Here is a 22,456-nt window from a genome sequence, read left to right on the forward strand (position 1 = left end):
AACATGTTCGAATTTCCCCAATTTTCTAAGCACTCCGTAAAAAATGATGTGCTATCAGGCTTAACCGTTGCGCTAGCATTGGTTCCTGAAGCTGTCGCATTTGCGTTCGTCGCAGGCGTAGATCCGATGGTCGGTCTTTACGCTGCATTCATCGTTGGTCTTATTACTTCCATTTTCGGTGGTCGTCCTGGCATGATCTCTGGTGCAACAGGTGCCATGGCAGTCGTAATGGTTTCGCTTGTCGCGACTCACGGTGTCCAGTACCTATTCGCAGCCATCATGCTCGCTGGTATTCTTCAAATTGCCTCTGGTATGTTTAAATTGGGTAAGTTCATCCGTATCGTACCTCACCCTGTGATGATCGGTTTTGTGAACGGTCTGGCTATTGTTATCTTCCTAGCTCAGTTGGGTCAGTTTAAAGCGCCAGACATCAACGGCATGCTTACTTGGCTACCACAAGACCAGATGCTGCTAATGCTTGGTTTGGTTGCGCTGACTATGGCAATCATTCACTTTCTACCAAAAATCACAACAGCTGTACCCTCTTCACTTGTTGCGATCGTAACGGTGACGGCTTTAGTGGTTGGCTTGGATCTGGAAACTCGCACTGTTGTTGACTTCCTGCGTACAATGTCTGGTGATGAAGCTGCAACACTCGCAGGTTCACTACCAACCTTCTCTATTCCTGCGGTACCATTTACACTAGAGACACTACAAATCATTCTTCCATACGCGATCATTCTCGCGGCCATTGGTCTAATTGAATCTCTACTAACACTGACAGTTTTAGATGAGATGACGAATACTCGTGGTCAATCTAACCGCGAATGTATCGGTCAAGGTATGGCAAACATGACGTGTTCTGTGTTTGGCGCAATGGGTGGTTGTGCGATGATTGGTCAGTCGATGATCAACGTAAACTCAGGTGGTCGCGGCCGTCTATCTGGTATCGTTGCGGCTATCGCTCTATTGATGTTTATCTTATTCGCTTCTTCGCTAATTGAAATGATCCCACTCGCTGCTCTGGTTGGTGTGATGTTCATGGTTGTCATTGGTACATTCGAATGGGCAACATTTAAGCTAGCACGCCGCGTACCGAAGCAAGACTTCTTCGTTATTGTTCTTGTGACCGTTGTTACTGTTCTTACTGACCTTGCTGTTGCCGTAGCGGTTGGTGTTATCGTTTCTGCATTAATGTTTGCATGGCAACACGCTAAGCACATCTATGCCGACACGTGCTTAAACGAGGAAGGTTCAAAAGAGTACAAGATTCACGGCCCTATTTTCTTTGGCTCTGCGGCTAACTTCCTGGAGTTGTTTAACGCGCCTGAAGATCCAAAAGATGTGATTGTCGATTTTGCAGACTCTCGCGTGACAGATCACTCTGCAATTGAAGCCATTGAAACACTGGCTGAGCGTTACAATGCTCAAGGTAAAACGCTGCACCTTCGTCACCTAAGCCCAGATTGTCGTAAACTTTTGGACAAAGCTGGCAGCTTGGTTGAAATTAACGTGAAGGAAGACCCAAGCTACAAAGTCGCAACCGACATACTAGCGGGTTAACACGAATAAAAAGGGATGAGCTGAGCTCATCCCTTTTTCTATTGTCTTTGTGCCGTCCTAAATAAGGTTGACACTTTCTACCCCCAAAATTGGAGAGTGTTATGAAATCAACAACTAAAAGAACTCAGCGCGATTACTCCCTCGCTTTTAAACTCACTGTAGTTGATGAGGTTGAAAAAGGAAGCCTCACTTACAAACAAGCCCAAGAGAAGTATGGCATCCAAGGTTGCTCTACGGTTTTGGTTTGGCTTCGTAAGCATGGTCGACTAGATTGGTCTAAAGGGACACCTAACTTTATGTCCAAAGGAGACTCTATGGCCGAGTTCAATTTACCTCCTACACCAGAGCAACGTATTAAAGAGCTTGAGAAGCAGCTCGAAGATGCTCAACTCAAAGCCGACTTCTTTGAAGCTGTCGTGAACGTTATGGAACGTGACTATGGTGTTAGAGTGACAAAAAAGCACAAAGAAGCGTTGTCCAAGAGAAAACCATAGTAGGTTTGAGCGTTACGAAGTTTTGTCAGTTAGTACAAATCTCTCGCCAAGCTTATTATAAGCAATGCCAAACTCAATCTCGTTGTGAACATCATGAGCATGCTGTCATTGGCTTTGTCCGTGAAGTCAGGCTGAAGCAGCCACGCATTGGCACGCGTAAACTGAAGTTCTTAGCAGCAACAAAGGGCATTCAAATAGGTCGCGATAAGCTCTTTGAACTTCTCAGAAAGCATCGGCTGTTAGTGAGAGCAAGACGAGCCTATCACCGAACGACTGACAGCCGTCATCGATTTTTCTGTCACCCAAACAAAGTGAAAGATGGGCTGACACCAACGAAGCCAGAACAACTGTGGGTTGCTGATATTACTTACTTGCCAACTCAAAATGGAGAGAGTTATCTCAGCTTGGTTACAGACGCTTATTCAAGGAAGATTGTTGGTTTTTATGTGGATGACAACATGAAAACTCAATCAGTTAAGCGGGCATTTATCTCAGCTCTCAGGCAACGGCAGAGTGAAGAAAAGCTAATACACCACTCAGATAGAGGCTCACAATACTGTTCGAAGGAATATCAAGATATCCATAAGAAACATAGAGTGACTTGCTCAATGACAGACGGGTATGACTGTTATCAGAATGCTTTAGCTGAGCGTGTAAATGGGATACTCAAAATGGAGCTCTTGCTGAAGAAACCGAAAGATCTGAAAGAAGCAAGGACGATGGTAGCAGAGTCCGTAGATATCTATAATCAAATGAGGCCTCATACGGCTTTAAAATACAAAACGCCCGATGAAGTACATCGAGCGTTTTAGTTAAAAAGTGTCAACCCATATCAGGACGGGTCACTTCAAGCACGGCGATTATAGCTTCTTCAAAATTGCGTCTGATGCCTCTTCGATTAAATCAAGCACCAGTTCAAAGCCATCTTCCCCACCATAATATGGGTCCGGGACTTCGTCGTAAACTGACTCAGAATGACTTAAAAATAACGATACTTTGTGTCGATACTTCAACGGACAAATATCCAATAAATCGGCCAAATTTGCTTTATCTGCGGCTAATATAAGGTCAAACTTTTCAAAGTCATCAATGGTGACTTGGCGCGCTTGCATTCCTTTAAAAGAATAGCCTCGCTGCTTTCCTGCTGCCATCGCTCTTGAATCCGGTCGGTTTCCTGCGTGGTAGCCAATTGTACCTGCCGACTCAACCTCTACTTCAACGCCTAGCTTTTGAGCTTTCACTCTTAACACTGCCTCTCCAGTTGGTGACCGACAAATGTTTCCCATACAAACAACAAGTATTTTCTTCATTTTATTCCCTGAATTATCGGTGGTTTTTCTTCACGATATGTTGGTCTATCATAGCGAGATAAATCAATGAACCCAAATTAGCTTGGGCACAGCACGAAAAGGAATTGAGGAAGTATTATGTCTATCGAAGAAAATAAAGAAGCACGCCATAAAGCTCGCCAACAAAAAGTCAAAGAACAGGTAGACGCAAAAATCGCTGCTGCTCAAGAGGAAAAAGGTCTGCTACTGATCATTACCGGAAATGGTAAAGGTAAATCGACATCAGGATTCGGTACGATCGCACGCGCAGTGGGTCATGGTTTGAATTGTGCTGTCGCGCAGTTTATTAAAGGTACTTGGGACAACGGTGAGCGCAACCTACTTGAGAAACTCGGCGTTGAATTCCAAGTAATGGCGACCGGCTTTACATGGGAAACTCAAAACAAAGCCGCTGATACCGAAGCAGCGCAAGGCGTATGGCAAGAATGTAAACGCATGCTGCAAGACGACTCTATCGATGTCATCTTGTTTGACGAGCTAACTTATATGGTGAGCTACGGCTACATCGACTTAGACGAAGTGGTCGAAGCGCTGAGCAACCGACCTAAAATGCAGTCGGTTATTATTACTGGGCGTGGCGCACATCGAACCCTGATTGAAATGGCCGATACCGTTTCTGAAGTGAAAAATGTAAAGCACGCATTTGAATCTGGCGTAAAAGCCCTCAAAGGCGTCGATTGGTAACACTCGCAGAGTAATTTAAAAAGGGTTGGCAAAATGCCAACCCTTTTGGTTTTCACGCACGGTTAGTTGAAAAGATTCTTCAATAAACCATCGACCGCATCTTTGGTTTTCTCGTCTTTGATTTTGTCCGTTAGCTTCTCTACGCCACGATCGATTTCTTTTTGAGCTTTCTGCTTCAGAACATCATCGAATACGAGCTTGAATTTAGGTTCTGCCCACTTACCAGACACATTGATTGGAATCGTGATGTCTTTCAGCTCATCTATATCTTTACCGCCCTGGCCTTCTAGGCTGCCTACAACTGACGTGCTGATAGTAAAGTCGACTGTTTCATTGATGTAGTTTGCGGTACCTTTACCACGAACACGTAACAATGGAGACTGAGCTTGCATATTATCCGTTGATACTACACCTTTGTTGAGTTTCAATGTCGCCGTCATCGCACTGAAGTCTGTTTTCTTAGCTTCATTGGTGCCTTCAACTTTTTGCCCTTTAAATTTCGCATAGTTTTCACGAATCAACTGAGCAACGTTGATGCCATTCACCGCACCGTCAGCAAAATTGATAACAACCGTACCAGATAGATTCTTCTTGATACCGGTAGGCGTTAGACTCTTACCTGTAACATTCACATCAATGTTACCTGTCCCTTCAAGTTTGTCGTTTTCAGCAACGTCTATAAGTAGCGGTTGAACTTTCACGCCTTTGATTGACTTTTTAACACTGTAAGTCGCTGGTGATTGGCGTGCATCTAACTTCGCTGTCGCTGAGATTGAGCCTTGGTACAACTTCGAACTAAAAGATGTAAGCTCAAACACGCCACGATTTACAGTGAAGCTCGTTTTTACCGCTTCCATCTTCGCATTTGCCGCTTTGAATTTGTCGATGGTAATGTCACCCTTTACATCTAACGTTTTCAACGCAGACAAATCAGGCTCAACCTCAGGTCCGGCAGGAGCACTCTCGCCACCAGAAGCAGGCTTATTACCTTCGGCAGCTTGCTTATCTAACCCTAAAAACTCATCAAGATCGATATTGGGGCTATGGAGAGCAAAGCGTACTTTAGGAACATCACCGAGTGTCACATCTGCCTTACCATCTAGGGCGATAGCATTCGCTGTTAACTTCTCTAGAACAAAACTCAGATGGTTTTTCGTTAGGTCGAAAGACAGATCAGACACCATGTCGACTTTCATCGGGGACTGAGGTAAAGCATCACCCTCAAAAGTCGATTTAAGAGTTAACTTATCCAACTGTACTTTGCTGATAGCCTTGTCCACACTAAGTTGACCAGCACCCTGCATATCTAACTTCATACCACCAGCGACACCCTTAATGGCATAAGTCAGGTTATTTACTTTATCGAATTCAAACGTGTCTAAACCGATCGTTGCCGATTCAATTTTATTGGCAGGGTCAGAGTATGTCGCATCAAAGTTGATGTTCTTTAGCGCGTAGTTTGCCAAACCTTTTTCTAGCTTAAAGTCTGCCTGACCTTTCGCGGTGAACTTTTGGTCGTTCATTTCGCCCTTCACGCCAAAATCAGCCGTTGTCCAGTTGTCAAAAGCGAATTCGGAAAGGTTTAATGAAATATCATAAAGTTTGGTGTAACTACCGGCTTGCTTATCCTGCATTCCTAATGAACCGTTAGAAACCGTAACGCCAGCAAGATTAATACTCCAATCAGAACCAGAAGTTTGCGTTTCACCATTTTGCGTAGGCGCAGCATTGCTCTCTTGTTCTGCTTGTTGTGTTTGGGCTTTCGTCAATGCATCAATATTCTTGCTGCCATCTTTCTTGGTTTCAATGTAGAACTCAGCACCATCAAGCGTGACGTTTCCAATTTCAAGCTGTTGACTAAAAAGTGGCATAACAGAGATGTCTACACCAACGGTATCAACTTTGAATAAATTGGGTTTACTAAAGCCTTGTGGGTTTCGCAATTCTGTATGTCCCAACTCAAAGCCAATCGATGGGAAAAATTGCCAACTGATATCCCCTTCAATCACCAACTCTAATCCCGTTTGCTTTTGCGCTTGCTCAACAATAAGGGGTTTAAACTGATTCGGATTGACGAAGATGGTTAACGCTAAAATTGCGACCAAAATGACCACAATCGGTATTGCTAGAATTAAGAGCAGTTTCTTCATTTGTTTTTCCTTGCTCGAGTGTTTTTACAATTATAAGCGCAGACTCCATTTACCGCTGACAGTTCCACAAAAGCGTGAAAAGTGTCTGGTTTTAACCTGCAACTGACTAATTTAAAAACAAAAAAAGAAGTGGCACTTAAGGTGCCACTTCTTCTCTTAAAAATAAAGCGATATAGCCGTCTATAGGCTTAAGCTTTCAAAAGTCTTGCAATGTGAGCTTTTAATACATCAATTGCGATACGGTTTTTACCACCGCGAGGAACAATAATGTCCGCATATTGCTTAGAAGGTTCGATAAACTGCATGAACATCGGACGTACTGTTTGTTGGTATTGCTTAAGAACAGACTCCATAGTTCGGCCTCGTTCTTCCACATCACGCTTAACACGGCGAAGCAAGCAAATATCTAACGGTGTGTCCATAAATACTGTCGCATGCATCAAATCACGAAGACGAGGGTCTGTAAGAAGAAGGATACCTTCTAGAATGATCACCTTTTTAGGTGTCATTGTGGTGGTGTTAATTGTTCTTGTGTGCTCAGTGTAGCTGTACTCAGGCACTTCTACTGCTTCACCACGTACCAATTTTTCTAGGTGCTCACACAGTAGGTCGTGGTCCAACGCACTCGGGTGATCGTAGTTCGTCTTTACTCGCTCTTCCATGCTTAAGTGGCTTTGGTCGTTGTAGTAGCAATCTTCCGTGATGACACCGATTTGATGATCGCCTACTTTCGCGCGAAGCTCATTATAAATAGTGCTCGCGATCAGACTTTTTCCAGAAGCAGAAGCGCCAGCAATACCTACGATGACGCATTGATTATTATCAGACATTAGTTTGCACCCGATGATGATTTCTAGTCACATAAAAAGATAAACTGCCTGATTATAGGGAGTTCACCCCATAGTTACTAGTTGGAATTAGGGTTTAGTCATAAGTTTCTGCCTGCTCAGAGGATTAACCTCCGAGCAAACGTTAAAATGTGCAATTATCAACCAACAGGCATAGTAAACTTAGTTCACCATTGTAAAGCTAATCGCATCTGGTTTTGCTTTGCCTTGCCAAAACATCGTGCTACATACGCGATCGGCAAGTTGCGTATAATACCCTGCATGCTCACTTTCTGGGCGTCTTGCTACCGTTGGCACGCCAGCGTCAATATCTTCTCGCATAGAGATATGAAGCGGAATTTGTCCTAACAATGCTAAGCCAAATTCTTGCGACATTTTTTCAGCTCCGCCCATACCAAAAATATGCTCTTTCGCGCCACATTGACTACAAATGTGATAACTCATGTTTTCCACAACACCAATAACCGGGACATGGACTTTGTTAAACATTGCCGCTCCCTTCCTTGCATCGGCAAGGGCTAAATCTTGCGGTGTTGTGACTAGCACGCTACCTGTTACCGGAATTTGTTGTGACAGAGTCAATTGAATATCCCCCGTACCTGGCGGCATATCAATCACCAAATAATCCAAATCTGGCCAATCTGTTTCAGTTAATAACTGCGACAACGCTTTTGAAGCCATTGGACCGCGCCATATCGCCGCTTCTGATTTATCCACCAAATAACCGATAGAATGAGTATAGATGCCGTGAGCAAAAATGGGTTCCATCCACTTGCCATCACGAACTTCTGGTTTAGCATCTTCTTGCCCCAACATCATAGGTACAGACGGACCATAGATATCTGCATCCAACAATCCCACTTTCGCCCCAGATTGAGCAATCGCCAACGCTAAGTTAACTGCGGTAGTAGATTTACCAACGCCACCTTTCGCAGAACTGACGGCAACGATGTTCTTAACACCCTTAACCGAGTTAGCCACTTGAGTTTCTAAAGCTTTAACTCCAAGGCGAATATTAAATGGGAATTCAGCCACTTTACCCGAGGCTTGCTGCTGTTTAATCCAGTCATGCAGTACGGTTTGAAGCTCATTACTTGCGAATGGCAACGTTATATCAATAGAACCCTGTGTCGTAATCGAAATTGCGCCATGAATATCTGCCCAGTTTTCCACCAACTGTGGATGTTGGAATTGGTTAAACCAGTGACAAAAATCTTGTTTTGAAGTGAACTGATGCATAAGCCCTCCTTTTAGATGTCATGCTACCACCGTCCAGGCTCAACCAGAACCCCAAAAAAACTAAGGCATTCCGCAGTTTGACACCTTGGAGTTAGTCAGTTCATGGGGTAGTATTATCCATCAAAATTTATTTATACCTATCAAGAAAAGCGAATATTAAGTATGGCAAACGATCCAAAAAACTTTCCGTCAAGGAAAATGCTGGTAACTTGTGCCCTTCCGTACGCTAACGGTTCGATCCACCTTGGTCATATGCTTGAGCATATCCAAGCGGACATTTGGGTTCGTTACCAACGCCTACGCGGCAACACTGTAAACTTCATCTGTGCTGACGATGCTCACGGCACGCCAATCATGCTTAAAGCGCAACAGATGGGTATTACTCCTGAAGAAATGATTGCCGCAGTTAGCGAAGAGCACCAAAAAGACTTCGCTGGATTTGATATCAGCTTTGATAACTACCACAGCACACACTCAGATGAGAACCGTGAGCTAGCGTCACACATTTATCTTGAGTTGAAGAAAAATGGCTTTATCTCTAGCCGCACTATCTCTCAGCTGTTCGATCCAGAAAAAGAGATGTTCTTACCGGACCGTTTCGTAAAAGGTACCTGTCCAAAATGTAAGTCTGAAGACCAGTACGGTGACAACTGTGACAACTGTGGTGAGACTTACAGCCCAACAGAACTGATCAATCCTAAATCTGCGGTTTCTGGTGCGACGCCAGTAATGAAAGATTCAGAGCACTTCTTCTTCGACCTGCCTCAGTTTGAAAGCATGCTAAAAGAGTGGACTCGCTCTGGCTCGCTACAAGCTGAAACAGCGAACAAAATGCAAGAATGGTTCGAATCTGGTTTGCAGCAATGGGATATCTCACGTGACGCACCATACTTTGGCTTCGAGATCCCTGGTGAGAAAAACAAATTCTTCTACGTGTGGCTAGACGCGCCTATCGGCTACATGGGCTCTTTCAAAAATCTATGTGACAAGCGCGACGATCTAGATTTCGACGAGTATTGGAAAAAAGACAGCTCAGCAGAGCTGTACCACTTCATCGGTAAAGACATCGTTTACTTCCACAGCCTATTTTGGCCAGCAATGCTAGAAGGTTCTGGCTTCCGCAAGCCTAACAACGTATTCGTACACGGTTACGTAACCGTAAACGGCGCGAAAATGTCGAAGTCTAAAGGTACGTTCGTAAAAGCAAGCACTTACCTAGAGCACCTAGACCCTGAGTGTCTACGTTACTACTACGCTGCGAAGCTAAACAGCCGTATCGATGATCTAGATCTTAACCTTGAAGACTTCACTCAGCGCGTAAACGCTGACGTTGTTAACAAGATCGTTAACCTGGCATCTCGTAACGCAGGTTTCATCGCGAAACGTTTTGAAGGCAAACTGTCTGACAACTTTGCAGAGCCTGAACTTTACAACGAATTTGTTGCTGCTGCTGACCGTATCGCTGAGCTTTACGAAACGCGTGAGTTTGGTCGTGCAATCCGTGAAATCACGGCATTGGCAGACAAAGCTAACCAATACGTTGATGAAAAAGCACCGTGGGTTGTAGCAAAAGAAGAAGGCAAAGATCAGGAACTACAAGACATCTGTTCTGTCGGTATCAACCTGTTCCGCGTACTGATGACTTACCTGAAACCAGTAATGCCATCGCTAGCTGCGCGTACTGAAGCGTTTCTAAACCAAGAGCTAACTTGGGAAAACATCGCTGCTCCACTAACAGGCCACGAGATCACTAAGTTCAAAGCACTGTTCAACCGTATCGATCCGAAGAATGTTGAAGCGATGATCGAAGCATCTAAAGAAGATGCGGCGGCAGAAATGGCGGCGAAAGAGAAAGCAGAAGCGGAAAAGAACAAGGCTAGCGAAACTGAGCTAGACAAAGAGCCAATCGCTGAAGAGATTGAGTTCGATGCTTTTGCTGCAGTAGATATGCGTATCGCTCGTATCATCTCTTGTGAAGAAGTACCAAAAGCCAACAAACTGCTTAAGTTCCAATTGGACATCGGTGGTGAAACTCGTCAGGTATTCTCTGGCATCAAGTCAGCTTACAAACCTGAAGAGCTAGAAGGCAAACTAACGGTAATGGTTGCAAACCTAAAACCTCGTAAGATGAAGTTTGGTATGTCTGAAGGTATGATCCTAGCGGCAGGCCCTGGTGGTAGTGACCTGTGGATCCTTGAGCCACACGAAGGCGCTCAACCTGGTATGCGCGTAATGTAAGTATCTTTATTGAAAAGGCTTAACTAAATCAGTTAAGCCTTTTCTCGCAGTTAAGCTTATCGATTAAGCTTGATTGTACTACAAAGAGAATTCTTCTGGACCCCAAGTAATAATCGCGCCACATGCAAGGAAAAGTACAAAGCTGATCGTGACTACAAAAGCGAGAACTCGATCAAATGTCGTTGCGTATTTTAGTATTAACTGATCATCTACAAGTGATACTTTCGCAGGTTTACCTCGCATCAACACTGAGGCGTACATGGGAAATCTAAAACCCCACCCATTTCTGTCCCAGCCAATTGGATCATGACCATCCTGCAATATTTTTGTCTCAATCCGCTTTGCTGATACACGAATAAAAACCAATGTGCTCAGTAACCATGTCCAACCAACAATCATCAGTATAAGATCGAAACAAAACACAACTACTCCTTTAAAACCAATTTACTTTAGAGCTAGTTTCATAGGTTTTTTCTGCTAAACCTTGCCCAAACCAATCACCCATTTTTGCAGCCGCATAACCAGCCCCTAAACCAACACCTATTAATACTACTACTCCAAATGGGCCAGCAGCCAAAGCGACTCCCATTCCAGATACAATCACTTTGGATGTAGTCCAAACGCCAGCAGCGTTGCTCGCACCAAACCCTGCAACTTCCATTGCTGCTCTTTTTTGCCAATTTTCTCCGTTATTCTTGGCATTTCGAACATTGTTAAAGCGAACACCAGCATCAATCATGATGATCTTTTTACCCACAATACTAGAGCTTTGTTCAAGAAATCGAATTGAGCGGATGTTAGCTATAGATGTTAAATGTAACTTAGTTATATCCCTGCCACTTCGCGCGATATTGACAGCCCTATTCGGGTTGCTCCAAATGTTTCCACGGCTACTTTTAACTCGTCCTGCATAATGGGCAAGCTCTTTTGTAAATTTGGCATTCAAAGAACTGTGAGCTTCTTTAACTCTATATCCAAGCTTCACAAGCTCCTTTTTCTGCGCACCACTTCGTGAGGCTGTACGTACATCTAGTAAGGCGTTTTGATATTTGAGCGAAGCTTTCCCGAAATTACTCAATCTGACTTGCTTTTCATTAACAGCAGTAGCGGCAGCACCTACTGCAGTATACTCATCGATTCCCCCCTCCCCATAGTATGATTAGTAGCATCTAAAAAGGCTTAATCTCTTTTTCATAGAGGAGGGCTACCGCTTGTTAGTTTTCATCGCCAAACTCACGTGTTAGATTGGCTACATTTCTTTTGGTTTCTTGTGACCAACTTTTTACAGTATCAAGAGCACAAGCTATATCAGGTCTCTCGCTACGCAACTTAGCTATGTTGTTCACAGAGCCTTCGTTCAGTATGAAAGGAGTACCTGCGGGAATAAAACTACCAAATATATGTGGGTTGTCCTTACGAAACTGAAGGTACCTATCCTCATCATTTGTATCGATAGGGAGCGTTATCTTTGAGTGAGTACTGAAGCATAGGTCGAATTTATTAGACAAATTAATTACCTCGAACAATCAACAAAATAGACAACTTATATCATATGAAGTGTTCGAGTATTTTAATTTCTAAACATTGTGACTTGAATCAGACTACAAAAAGTAATCAATATGTAACTCACAAAGAATAACGCGTACACCAAGCATCGACACCGAATAATCAACCATATTCACAAATTTGGTGAATCCATGCACCAACAACGACCATTCAAAAAGAACATTCAATATAACCAATTGTTTAAATTGAGTTTTTGTTTGGCATCAAAACTGCAATCTTCCTTGTTAGGTCCAAACACTAACAAGGAGTTGGTTATGTTTGTTTTGATTTCCACACTATTGTCCATCGCTATTTTAGCCGGAATATATCACTTATCTTCTAAACGAGAGCAGCAACATGCGCGCAAATATCAGCTGTTAACATTGTTGCGAGATGTTGTTCACCTTCTGAGACACCACCGAGCTGCTACTCACTACTCGCTTCAATTCCAACAAAACGATCAACAAAAATTGGACGCTCTTCATGATGCTCTGACTAACAAGCTGCATCTTTTAGTCGAAACATCACGGTTTGAAAACAAACCCATGTATCGCGTATTACAGATTAAAGTAGGGAAACTACTTGAACAATGGAATGACCATAGTGTTGCAAGAAACCAGATGGAGCATGGTAAGTTAATTCGTCATTGCTTGTTTTTGATGGATGAAGTAACCATCGCATGGCTAGCGGTTGAGCAAAGAGATGACTTGCATAATGAGTATCACATGAACTGGCAAAACATTATGGATAGCTTGGAGACCCTGACTCAGTTACGAATCAGCATTCAAGATTTAGGAGAACAAGGCGGAAATGAGCGTTTCAAAAACTATGCATCGGTCATGATGCGTAAGCTAAACCAACTAGCGGTTATCGCTCCACTTAGCATTACCTCTCCTGCTTCCACGCGCTCAATACAGACGCTAAATGAATACGTGACAGGGAGTCATGTCGACTTAACAGAAGCAGAGCTTTATGGCGTCACATCGGACTTGTCATTGACCATCTTCAATACTTACGACCATGTCCTTTCAGATGTCGTAGAGTCATTATATCTACCGTTACCCAGACTCTCGCTAGCAGGATAAACGTTCCATGCCTTATTATTGGTGCTAGGTCCGTCGCCGACTTATAAATAAAAACAAAAAAACCGCAGGCCTAAGGCACTGCGGTTTTCGTTTATCCAACTTGTCAGCGCTTAGCTGTCGTCTTCCGTGAAGTTCGTTGGTAATTGCTTTTTCATTTCGTTCCAGATCAACGCACTTTCCATACCATAATGACGAATCACTACTGGTAGTTGCTCACGCTGGCCACTTTCACAAGTTTCGAGCAATTGATAGTAAAACTTCAGAGCTAGCTCACGAGAAGCTGGATTTGAGAAGTAGTAGCTACCGACACGATCGTAAAGCTTCTTCAAACCATTAAAGATCAAACCGTAAATTTGATTTCCTGAATGGAATGCTAGGCGCTGGAAAAGCATATAATCGTAAAAGTTGAACGTTTTAGCAATCAAGATTTCTTGACGCTTCGCTTCATCTTTCTCGTTATCTTCTTTCACATTCTGCAGAACTTTTTCAGCATACGGCGAAGAAGCGATGAATTCGTCCCAGGAAGCCGCATTCATTAAAGCTTCACAAGATTCGATTACGTTCTTAATTGTACGCTCAGAGCTCTCTTTGTTCGCTTTAAATGCATAGCGCATAAAGATAGGACTGATGTTGGTACGTGCCGCAAGCAGATCTTCTACAATGTTTGTCGCATTATCAACGTCTAGCGTCATTAAAGTATCCAAAATATGCAGACCAGAGGTCTCCATAAATTGGTTAACTTTCGTAGGTTTGCCGTGCTGGATAGTCAGCCATCCATCACGGGCTAGTCGTTGAAGAACCTCTCTTAAAGTCGTTCGAGTAACACCAATCAGTTCGGACAGCTCGCGCTCAGCAGGTAAAATTGAGCCTGGAGGAAAACGGCCGTTCCAAATGCTCTCGATAATATATTTTTCTGCGAATCCCGCAGGGCTTTTCGCCTTTATGACCATTCTACTTTTTATCCAATATTGATTTCTGAGGGTCGATACTACTCATCATACCACTACTTAGCGGTTTGAGAAAATTTACGATCAATAGTGGAAACGACTACATAACATAGAGTTAATACTCTATATGTTGTGTCAATTTAAGAGGCTCTAACATGCGAGCGAAAGCAGTAAAATATGAATTTTCATTTAATTAAACAGCTCACAAATCTCGGAGAAATAAAGACAACCGTGTCACATTTTTATATTCAAAATATGAAAAATTACTTTGTATATCACAGTTAATATTCTTTCTTAATTTGCCTTTTCTCGTCACTGACCGTCATTTAAAATCCAAGAGGATTTTTTTAAGACTTTCATGGTATAGTAACGCTGTTTTGATCGCGTTATTACATTTAAAAAGTCATTTTAGTCGGTAGCATCACGTTTTGTTATTGACTAATAAATGCCTGAGTGTAGAGTTTGCGGTCGAAAGTGAGCGGTGCTTGAGTTCAGGGGAAGTAACTTGGCAAGACTACAATAAACAAAGGATTGTTGTTTTACTAAGTTATTGTTTTTAAAGACTAGTTAATAAGTCTAACAAACAGATACTTAAGCACTATTGTAGTGTCTATTCATAATTTTGTTATAAAGAGAATTATCATGCCGATATCGCTCGGAAACGCTTTTATCAAGAACTTCCTTGGTAAAGCGCCTGATTGGTACAAAGTTGCCATTATAGCCTTCTTAATAATTAACCCGATTGTATTCTTCCTAATAAACCCATTTGTAGCTGGATGGTTGTTGGTCGCTGAATTTATTTTCACGCTAGCAATGGCATTAAAATGCTACCCATTACAACCTGGCGGTTTACTTGCTATTGAAGCCATTGCTATCGGCATGACTAGCCCTGCGCAAGTTAAGCACGAATTAGTAGCAAATATCGAAGTACTGCTACTTCTGGTATTTATGGTTGCGGGCATCTACTTCATGAAGCAGCTATTGCTGTTCATTTTTACCAAAATTTTACTTGGCATTCGCTCTAAAACCCTACTATCACTCGCGTTCTGCTTTGCTGCGGCATTTTTGTCTGCATTTTTGGATGCCTTGACGGTTATCGCCGTTGTTATCAGCGTGGCGATCGGCTTTTACTCTATCTATCACAAAGTAGCGTCTGGTAACCCTATCGGTGACCATGACCATACACAAGATGACACGATCACTGAACTAACGCGTGATGACTTAGAAAACTATCGTGCCTTTTTGCGCTCTTTGTTGATGCATGCTGGTGTAGGTACTGCCTTAGGTGGCGTAACCACGATGGTTGGTGAACCTCAAAACTTAATTATTGCAGACCAAGCGGGTTGGTTATTTGGTGAATTCCTAATCCGTATGTCTCCAGTGACACTACCTGTATTTTTCTGTGGTCTCATCACTTGTGCTTTAGTTGAAAAGCTTAAAGTGTTTGGCTACGGCGCAAAGCTTCCTAACAACGTTCGTCAGATCCTCGTCGATTTTGATCGTGAAGAGCGTAAAACGCGAACAAATCAAGATGTCGCAAAACTCTGGGTTCAAGGTCTTATTGCGGTTTGGTTGATCGTCGCACTCGCTTTGCACTTAGCGGCTGTCGGCTTAATTGGCCTTTCTGTGATCATTTTAGCGACCGCATTTACTGGTGTCATTGAAGAGCACTCCATGGGGAAAGCGTTTGAAGAGGCCCTGCCCTTCACTGCACTGCTTGCAGTATTTTTCTCGATCGTTGCTGTAATCATTGACCAAGAGCTGTTTAAACCAGTCATCGATGCGGTGCTTGCCGTTGAAGATAAAGGTACTCAGCTAGCTCTGTTCTATGTGGCGAATGGCTTATTATCTATGGTGTCGGATAACGTGTTCGTTGGTACGGTTTACATCAATGAAGTAAAAACTGCACTCATTGAGGGTCTCATTACTCGTGATCAGTTCGACTTACTGGCGGTGGCAATCAATACTGGTACTAACCTGCCTTCTGTTGCTACGCCAAACGGTCAAGCGGCATTCCTATTCTTACTCACATCGGCTCTCGCTCCATTAATTCGTCTGTCTTACGGGCGAATGGTTATCATGGCGCTGCCTTACACCGTCGTTCTTGCGATTGTCGGTCTAATGGGAATCATGTTCTTCCTAGAGCCTGCAACCGCTTCTTTCTACGAAGCTGGTTGGATTTTACCTCATAGTGGTGATCTGACTCCCGTAGTATCCGGTGGTCACTAAAATTTGAGTTGATTAGGAAACTTATCCACGATAAAAAGCTCTGAGTATTCAGAGCTTTTTCTATTTCAGACAGGAACAAAAACGTGACTATTTTAAATTCACTTAACCAGTTTTCAAAGGGACGTTTATCGTGGCTACTGCTTCTGCTATTCGTCGTTTTCTTTGAAGCATGTGCCCTCTATTTTCAGCACGTCATGATGCTTGCACCATGTGTCATGTGTATTTATGAAAGAGTCGCGATGATGGGAGTGGGCGTCGCTGCAATGGTTGGTATATTGGCACCCAAGAACCCAATTTTCCGCTGGCTAGGTTTGATAGGCTGGGGATTAAGTGCTTACAAGGGTTTGTTACTTGCGATGCAGCACGTTGACTACCAGTTTAATCCATCACCATTCGCGACTTGCGATTTATTCGTCACATTCCCTAGCTGGGCTCCGCTCAATCAGTGGGTTCCTTGGATGTTTGAAGCATATGGTGATTGCTCTAAGGTTGTATGGCAGTTCCTTGATTTATCAATGCCACAATGGTTAGTCGTAATTTTTGCAGGCAATTTAATCGCTTTGGCATTAATTGTAATTGCACAATTCTTCCCTGCAAAACGCGTTAATCCAATTCGTTAATCCTACTGACGCGTAAAAATTAACAAAAAGCCGACCATCTGGTCGGCTTTTTGTTAAGTGGATAGCGCGGCGATTCGACTTAGCCACGTTATTGACCACAGCACTGCTTGAATTTTTTTCCGCTCTCACAAGGACAGAGATCATTGCGCCCGATACCTTTGAATGGGTTTAGGCTTTGAGCTTTATTGCCTACCATCAACTCATCCGCGCCCAGCGCGACTTCACCGACCATTAAATCAAGCTGGTCGACTAAATCTGTCAGGGCCGGTGGCGTTTCAATACCTGCGTCGCGCATCTGTTGCTGCGTTGCTGGCTCATCGATCGCCAGCATCAAAGTGGTCAGTAATGCTTGCAGCATACGCTGTAATCCATCATTGAGCTCAACGTCTTGCCACTGTTCTTCAATCATTGGCCAAACAGACATAAAGCCTTCGGCAAAATCAGCAAGTTGTTCAGGTTCTTTGCCTGTTAGCTCTAGCACGGAATATTCGTTTCGTTGAATTCGGTTATGCTGCTTGTGAATTTGCTCTTCCACAGCTGGTTGAATCGCTTTGAATCCCTCACCTAATAGCGGCTCTAACCACTTTTCAGGAGCGAGTGGTTTTGTCGTCAGATTCGCAGCTAACACTGCGCCTTCGATAAATAGGCAAGATTCATCGACGTGAACTTCACCTTTTTCAATCAATGTGTATTGCATGACATCTGGTTTCCCATAAATTTGGCGGCATTATACCTCAGAGCTCAAAAGCACGTAACCTAACGTTGTGTGTTTGACGGCATTGGGCGCTTCGACTCTTTTAATGACAAACTTGACTTACATCGCTACAATCGCCCTCCTTTTTACCACCAAACTGTATTAGGCAAGCTATGCGAGTTGTACTAGGCCCAATGGAAGGCGTTTTAGATCATTTGATGCGCCAAATCCTGACCGAGATAAACGACTATGACCTGTGTGTTACGGAGTTTGTTCGCGTAATCGACCAGCTATTACCCGATCATGTGTTTCACCGTTTATGCCCAGAGCTGTTGCAAGGTTCTCAGACTGCATCTGGTGTGCCAGTACATGTGCAATTGTTGGGACAAGAACCGAACTGGATGGCTGAGAACGCAATTAAAGCGGCAAACCTTGGCGCAAGAGGCATTGATATAAACTTTGGTTGCCCAGCCAAAATGGTCAACAAAAGTAAAGGTGGAGCAGCGCTACTCCAACATCCAGAGCTAATTCACCGTGTGGTTAAAGCTTGTCGAGAAGCCGTTCCAGAAGCCATTCCCGTAACTGCAAAAATTCGTCTTGGCTGGGAGAACCCTGAAGATTGCTTTGAAATTGTCGATGCCATTCAGTCTGCTGGCGCAAATGAATTGACCGTACACGCACGTACTAAACAAGGTGGTTATAAAGCTTCTGAGATAAAATGGGATTACATCAACCAAATTCGCGAACGTTTTGATATCTCACTGATAGCGAATGGTGAAATTTGGAATTATGAAGACGGTCAACGTTGCATTGAAACGACTGGCGTTAACTCTTTGATGGTGTGCCGAGGCGCTTTCAATATCCCTAACTTAGGCAATATGGTGAAACATAACCACCAGCCAATGTCATGGCCCGAGGTGGTTGAGTTGCTCATCTATTACTCCAAGTTCGAGATGAAAGGCGATAAAGGCTTGTATTACCCAAACCGCGTAAAACAATGGTTCTCTTACTTACGTCAGGCTTATCCTGAAGCAAAAGACCTATTTAGAGAAATCAGAACGTTCAACAAAGCCGCACCAATTGTTGAGCATATTCAACGCTACCGCGATGACTTAAACTCTCAGGTTGCATAATTCCCGAACACAAAAAGGACGAATATCTCGTCCTTTTTAGTACCTAAATCCTAGTAACAAATCTTATTTTTTCCGGTACTTTTGGCTTGATATAACTTTTCATCCGCCGCTTTAAACAACTCATCAAAGTTTTCTACTCGGCTCTCTTTACTAAACACCACACCGCCAGAGATCGTAAAGCCTTCTTTCGTTACGCGTATCGAGCGCTCATCTATGGCTTTTTTTACTCTGTTTAAAATGAGTTTAATGCCTTCTGAATCTTCGTCATAAATAGCTAAAACGAACTCTTCGCCACCAAACCTTGAGGCAACATCGGTATGGCGAATATTTTCACGTATACATTTTGCAACAAGCTGAATTGCAGAATCACCGACATCATGACCATAGGTGTCGTTGATCTTCTTGAAGTTATCAATATCGAACACTGCCAAAGCAACCTGTTTTTTTGTCATCTTATTACGCCACACGGTTTGCATACCTCGACGATTCAATAAGCTGGTCATTGGGTCTCTTGCTGCCAGTTCTTTAAAGTAACGTCGCTCGCTATGCATATTCACATAGAACAAGACGACGGTACTCAGCACGTAAATAAATAGTGCGACAATAAGGCTGTATTTTTCAAAAACCGCTAGGTTCTTAGCTTCATCCCAAAGGTTGTACTCGTAGTACATGCTGTGATTCGCACTCAATCGCTCTAATTCGACTGGTTTGATTCGTGTACTGTTTGAAGGAATGGATTGTAAATTGGAAACCAAATGAAACTGACCTACAAGACCTAGCGATGAAGCCATGAGCGTATTGATATCAAAATCAATAGACAAAACACCTTGGTGTTCTCCTTTCTCATAGACGGGTACCGTCATACTAATGACTTGACCTTCCATCGAGTCCAACACAGGCCCTGGTCCAGCCAAGGTAATGTTCACTTTATCTTGCGCGGTTTTTTGCCAAAAAGGTCGGGCTTTTAGCGTTGACAAAAGCTCTCTTGTGAAATTTTTTGCGTAGGTATCGGGTGAGGAGATAACGTAACCGCGCTTGTCAATGTAATGGATTCCAACAATGTGCGATTCAATATCGTGCAGAAATGACAATGACGGCGCAAAACCCGCCTTTTGTTCAGCTAACTGGTTAATCGTTGAACCTTGCTGACATAAGCTTTCGTCCCCTACGATCATATAATCAAGGTCAACCGCAGGTAACCCTTCACTATAAACACTTTCGAGTAATAACACATCTATAGGCCAAAGATAACAAAGCCCTTCTTTGACTAAAGAATTATGTTCTTCAAACAGTGGGTTAGCGTAATTGGTATAGTTGGTGAAGCTGTAATCTAAAGCCGTGAGTACTTTAATACCGCGAGACATTGCACGCTCGATACGCGAATACTCAGAATCGATATAGCGGTTAACCGCATCATAGTAATTTTTCGTTGTCACGAGTAAAACCACTACAAATAACGCCAGAGGAAAAAAGATGACAAATGAGAGGCTAAATCGCCTTTGGTTTACCATTGAGTACCATGCATATGAAAGGTCAATAGTCTCTTATGACTGCTATTAAATTGATACTCGTTATCTGGTGACGCATGCAATGCAGCACCAGATAACAAGAGACCAAACAAATGTGTGCGCGCTGTTTGAGACCGTTTATATATTAAAGGAGTTTAATCAATATAGAGTGTGGTGTCACTTTAGTCGCCATAATTTGCAGCTCTGTGCCGACATATTGACAGAGATATGACCTTTATAATCAACCTGTTCTGTGTCATCTAACAACGATATAACTTGGCTAACCTCCAAGCCCAGTTGCCACATAGGTAAATCGATTGAACATTCATTACCACTGAGATTAATCATTACAACGACTGCTTCACGACCCAGTACACGTGCGTACGCCAACTGGTTGTTAGTACAATGAAGCCATTGAATACAGCCCGACTGTAAAGGCTTACATTGTTTACGTATCTTGATCCATTGTTGGTAAAGCGATAGCCATTGTGAACTTTCAATTTCATTCCAAGGAAAACAACGACGATTATCCGGGTCTAGCCCTCCTTCTAGACCGACTTCACTCCCATAGTAAATACAAGGCGTGCCAACGTAAGTCATAAGCATTGCTAGCGCGATGTTCATTTTACGCTTATCACCATCAACCAATGTGATAAACCGAGCAGTATCGTGACTATCGAGTTGATTTAGCTGCGATAGCTGATTAGAAAATGGGATTTTTGCTCTGGCTTCGTCCAACCATGCTTTAAACTCCAAACCATCAATGTTGATTGGATCGTACATAATGTCTTGTCGTGCGATAAAAGCTCGGACTGGATGAGCGAAACCGTAGTAGTTCATCGCCCCATCCTCTTGATCACCTTGCAACCACTGCGTTGCTTCAAAAAAGTGCTCACCTAACACATAAGCATTCGGGTTTACTGACTTAGTTGCATGACGAAACGCTGCCACATAATGAGCATTGTTTTTCGCGCCGTCCCCTTCGCCAAGCATATGGATTACATCAAACCGCCAGCCATCAACCAAGTACGGTGGCTTCAGCCAATACTTGATGACAGACTCTTCACTTTGGTAGATGTAGTCGCGCACCTGTTCATTTTCAAAGTTCAGAACCGGTAAGTTACCAATGCCTTTCCAACCAATGTAGTGATTGGTTTCGCCTTCGAAAAAGTAGTAATCACGGAACTTTGACTGCGGATTGCCATACGCTCCTTCTCCTTTTTGTTGGATATCAAACCAAGGATGATGCACTGACGTGTGGTTAAACACCGCGTCTAAGACAATCTTCATATTCTTACCACGGATTTTCTCACACAGTTCAGCAAACTGATCGTTGGTGCCGAACATAGGGTCAACAGTGAAGTAATCGGTGGTGTCGTATTTATGATTACTTGGTGAAGAAAAGATCGGATTAAAATAAAGCGCAGTAACGCCGAGCTGTTCAAGATAGTCCAACTTTTGCTCCACACCTTTGAGGTCGCCGCCAAAGAATTCACGCGCCCCGGTATTTTGGTGAGAGCCTACCGCGTCTCCCCACGCCTTAACGATCGATGCAGAATCATACTGAGCATAAGCGTGGCGAATATCAGACTCACTTTTACTAGCAGAAAAACGGTCAGGAAAGATTTGATAGAAAACTTGCTGTTGGACCCAGCTTGGTGGTTGATGCTCTACATTCAACTTAAAGTGGAACTCTTTGGGTGGAATACGCTTTTGTACGCCTCGTGCATCGAGCCAGTATTGCTGTCCGTCTTTGAGGATCTTAAACACATAATGTGTGACATCTCGATCTCGATTTGGTCGAAACGATGCCTCCCATAGTAACAATTCCCCAGCTGTTCCAATTTGAGCCATGTCGACCAGATATTCTTCATTGTCCGGCTCAATACGCACATAGACGGAATCAAAATCCAATGTCTCGGTTTTCAGTCTGACTGTAATTTGCTCGTCATTAAAAGCTAAACCATCAATAGTTTGACTATGAAAAATAAATGGCAGGTTCATTATGGGCACTCCTCGTCATCGGATATGCCACTATGTTATTGAAGAATTAGAGACAAGAAATCCTCCTTGCGAGTTGACATATCAGCCAATTTTCTCAAGGAGGATCACACTTAGTAGGCGTAGTGA

At 43.2% G+C, this 22,456-nt stretch carries 18 protein-coding genes; 8 read left to right on the forward strand and 10 right to left on the reverse strand.

The genetic code is table 11. The features are described from left to right. Positions 1 to 3: 3 nt before the first annotated feature. A complete protein-coding gene (locus tag H9L11_RS01520; protein ID WP_053304233.1) occupies positions 4 to 1,563 on the forward strand; it encodes a SulP family inorganic anion transporter in 1,560 nt (519 codons plus the stop codon). A gap of 101 nt (positions 1,564 to 1,664) precedes the next feature. Next, positions 1,665 to 2,869 (forward strand): IS3 family transposase gene (locus tag H9L11_RS01525; protein ID WP_104975737.1). Its coding sequence is split into 2 segments (ribosomal slippage): positions 1,665 to 2,016 and positions 2,016 to 2,869, totalling 1,206 coding nucleotides; the frame shifts between segments, so codons are not numbered across the junction. Between the two features lie 48 nt (positions 2,870 to 2,917). Here the strand turns inward: H9L11_RS01525 and H9L11_RS01530 are convergent. Next, the gene (locus H9L11_RS01530; RefSeq protein WP_033905751.1) at positions 2,918 to 3,367 is read right to left on the reverse strand and encodes a low molecular weight protein-tyrosine-phosphatase; all 450 of its coding nucleotides are present in this window, start codon (positions 3,365 to 3,367) and stop codon (positions 2,918 to 2,920) included. A 117-nt stretch (positions 3,368 to 3,484) separates the two neighbouring features. Between H9L11_RS01530 and cobO the strand changes: the two genes are divergently transcribed. Continuing rightward, the gene (gene cobO / locus H9L11_RS01535) at positions 3,485 to 4,090 is read left to right on the forward strand and encodes a cob(I)yrinic acid a,c-diamide adenosyltransferase (protein WP_005380837.1); all 606 of its coding nucleotides are present in this window, start codon (positions 3,485 to 3,487) and stop codon (positions 4,088 to 4,090) included. A gap of 62 nt (positions 4,091 to 4,152) precedes the next feature. Here the strand turns inward: cobO and H9L11_RS01540 are convergent, their stop codons facing one another. The 3 genes from H9L11_RS01540 to apbC form a co-directional block, all read right to left on the reverse strand. After that, positions 4,153 to 6,240, reverse strand: a complete 2,088-nt coding sequence (locus H9L11_RS01540) for an AsmA family protein (protein WP_033905752.1) — start codon at positions 6,238 to 6,240, stop codon at positions 4,153 to 4,155. 188 nt (positions 6,241 to 6,428) lie between these two features. Then, on the reverse strand, positions 6,429 to 7,070 hold the full coding sequence (udk, locus tag H9L11_RS01545) for a uridine kinase (RefSeq protein ID WP_005380833.1): 642 nt from the start codon (positions 7,068 to 7,070) through the stop codon (positions 6,429 to 6,431). Between the two features lie 180 nt (positions 7,071 to 7,250). Further along, entirely contained in the window at positions 7,251 to 8,327 is a 1,077-nt protein-coding gene (apbC, locus tag H9L11_RS01550) for an iron-sulfur cluster carrier protein ApbC (RefSeq protein WP_033905753.1), read from the reverse strand. 162 nt (positions 8,328 to 8,489) lie between these two features. On the opposite strand from apbC, the gene metG reads away from it, so the two are divergent. Next, the gene (gene metG / locus H9L11_RS01555; protein WP_033905755.1) at positions 8,490 to 10,565 is read left to right on the forward strand and encodes a methionine--tRNA ligase; all 2,076 of its coding nucleotides are present in this window, start codon (positions 8,490 to 8,492) and stop codon (positions 10,563 to 10,565) included. Between the two features lie 78 nt (positions 10,566 to 10,643). Here metG and H9L11_RS01560 read toward each other — a convergent pair whose 3' ends face one another. Both H9L11_RS01560 and H9L11_RS23500 read right to left on the reverse strand, forming a co-directional pair. Next, positions 10,644 to 10,988 carry a hypothetical protein gene (locus H9L11_RS01560; RefSeq protein WP_033905756.1) on the reverse strand — a complete coding sequence of 115 codons (345 nt, stop codon included), beginning with the start codon at positions 10,986 to 10,988 and terminating at the stop codon, positions 10,644 to 10,646. Between the two features lie 10 nt (positions 10,989 to 10,998). Then, entirely contained in the window at positions 10,999 to 11,643 is a 645-nt protein-coding gene (locus H9L11_RS23500) for a hypothetical protein (protein ID WP_225452447.1), read from the reverse strand. A 742-nt stretch (positions 11,644 to 12,385) separates the two neighbouring features. On the opposite strand from H9L11_RS23500, the gene H9L11_RS01570 reads away from it, so the two are divergent. Then, positions 12,386 to 13,195 (forward strand): hypothetical protein, encoded by an 810-nt coding sequence (locus H9L11_RS01570; RefSeq protein WP_017821380.1) that lies wholly within the window; start codon positions 12,386 to 12,388, stop codon positions 13,193 to 13,195. A 110-nt stretch (positions 13,196 to 13,305) separates the two neighbouring features. Here H9L11_RS01570 and fadR read toward each other — a convergent pair whose 3' ends face one another. Further along, on the reverse strand, positions 13,306 to 14,145 hold the full coding sequence (gene fadR / locus H9L11_RS01575) for a fatty acid metabolism transcriptional regulator FadR (protein WP_205390959.1): 840 nt from the start codon (positions 14,143 to 14,145) through the stop codon (positions 13,306 to 13,308). Positions 14,146 to 14,784: 639 nt separating this feature from the next. Between fadR and nhaB the strand changes: the two genes are divergently transcribed. Together nhaB and dsbB are read left to right on the forward strand one after the other, a co-directional pair. Further along, positions 14,785 to 16,371, forward strand: coding sequence for a Na(+)/H(+) antiporter NhaB (nhaB, locus tag H9L11_RS01580; RefSeq protein WP_005380822.1), 1,587 nt, complete (start codon positions 14,785 to 14,787; stop codon positions 16,369 to 16,371). A gap of 83 nt (positions 16,372 to 16,454) precedes the next feature. Continuing rightward, positions 16,455 to 16,991 carry a disulfide bond formation protein DsbB gene (dsbB, locus tag H9L11_RS01585; protein WP_017821379.1) on the forward strand — a complete coding sequence of 179 codons (537 nt, stop codon included), beginning with the start codon at positions 16,455 to 16,457 and terminating at the stop codon, positions 16,989 to 16,991. 88 nt (positions 16,992 to 17,079) lie between these two features. Here the strand turns inward: dsbB and H9L11_RS01590 are convergent, their stop codons facing one another. Then, positions 17,080 to 17,688, reverse strand: coding sequence for an SEC-C metal-binding domain-containing protein (locus H9L11_RS01590; RefSeq protein ID WP_017821378.1), 609 nt, complete (start codon positions 17,686 to 17,688; stop codon positions 17,080 to 17,082). A 170-nt stretch (positions 17,689 to 17,858) separates the two neighbouring features. Between H9L11_RS01590 and dusC the strand changes: the two genes are divergently transcribed. Beyond that, positions 17,859 to 18,818, forward strand: coding sequence for a tRNA dihydrouridine(16) synthase DusC (gene dusC, locus H9L11_RS01595; protein WP_205390960.1), 960 nt, complete (start codon positions 17,859 to 17,861; stop codon positions 18,816 to 18,818). A 50-nt stretch (positions 18,819 to 18,868) separates the two neighbouring features. Here the strand turns inward: dusC and H9L11_RS01600 are convergent, their stop codons facing one another. Both H9L11_RS01600 and malZ read right to left on the reverse strand, forming a co-directional pair. Then, positions 18,869 to 20,329, reverse strand: a complete 1,461-nt coding sequence (locus tag H9L11_RS01600) for a sensor domain-containing diguanylate cyclase (protein ID WP_053304228.1) — start codon at positions 20,327 to 20,329, stop codon at positions 18,869 to 18,871. Between the two features lie 174 nt (positions 20,330 to 20,503). Beyond that, complete coding sequence (gene malZ, locus H9L11_RS01605) at positions 20,504 to 22,330, reverse strand: maltodextrin glucosidase (RefSeq protein WP_205390961.1); 1,827 nt, start codon at positions 22,328 to 22,330, stop codon at positions 20,504 to 20,506. Positions 22,331 to 22,456 lie beyond the last annotated feature (126 nt).

This window comes from Vibrio sp. sp1 (genome assembly GCF_016920955.1).
In the GTDB taxonomy this organism is placed as follows: Bacteria; Pseudomonadota; Gammaproteobacteria; order Enterobacterales; family Vibrionaceae; genus Vibrio; species Vibrio alginolyticus.

Coding starts and splice junctions, on each gene's coding strand:
- H9L11_RS01520 (WP_053304233.1), top strand. CDS start 4: ATGTTCGAATTTCCCCAATTTTCTAAGCACTCCGTAAAAAATGATGTG.
- H9L11_RS01530 (WP_033905751.1), bottom strand. CDS start 3,367: ATGAAGAAAATACTTGTTGTTTGTATGGGAAACATTTGTCGGTCACCA.
- cobO (WP_005380837.1), top strand. CDS start 3,485: ATGTCTATCGAAGAAAATAAAGAAGCACGCCATAAAGCTCGCCAACAA.
- H9L11_RS01540 (WP_033905752.1), bottom strand. CDS start 6,240: ATGAAGAAACTGCTCTTAATTCTAGCAATACCGATTGTGGTCATTTTG.
- udk (WP_005380833.1), bottom strand. CDS start 7,070: ATGTCTGATAATAATCAATGCGTCATCGTAGGTATTGCTGGCGCTTCT.
- apbC (WP_033905753.1), bottom strand. CDS start 8,327: ATGCATCAGTTCACTTCAAAACAAGATTTTTGTCACTGGTTTAACCAA.
- metG (WP_033905755.1), top strand. CDS start 8,490: ATGGCAAACGATCCAAAAAACTTTCCGTCAAGGAAAATGCTGGTAACT.
- H9L11_RS01570 (WP_017821380.1), top strand. CDS start 12,386: ATGTTTGTTTTGATTTCCACACTATTGTCCATCGCTATTTTAGCCGGA.
- fadR (WP_205390959.1), bottom strand. CDS start 14,145: ATGGTCATAAAGGCGAAAAGCCCTGCGGGATTCGCAGAAAAATATATT.
- nhaB (WP_005380822.1), top strand. CDS start 14,785: ATGCCGATATCGCTCGGAAACGCTTTTATCAAGAACTTCCTTGGTAAA.
- H9L11_RS01590 (WP_017821378.1), bottom strand. CDS start 17,688: ATGCAATACACATTGATTGAAAAAGGTGAAGTTCACGTCGATGAATCT.
- dusC (WP_205390960.1), top strand. CDS start 17,859: ATGCGAGTTGTACTAGGCCCAATGGAAGGCGTTTTAGATCATTTGATG.
- H9L11_RS01600 (WP_053304228.1), bottom strand. CDS start 20,329: ATGGTAAACCAAAGGCGATTTAGCCTCTCATTTGTCATCTTTTTTCCT.
- malZ (WP_205390961.1), bottom strand. CDS start 22,330: ATGAACCTGCCATTTATTTTTCATAGTCAAACTATTGATGGTTTAGCT.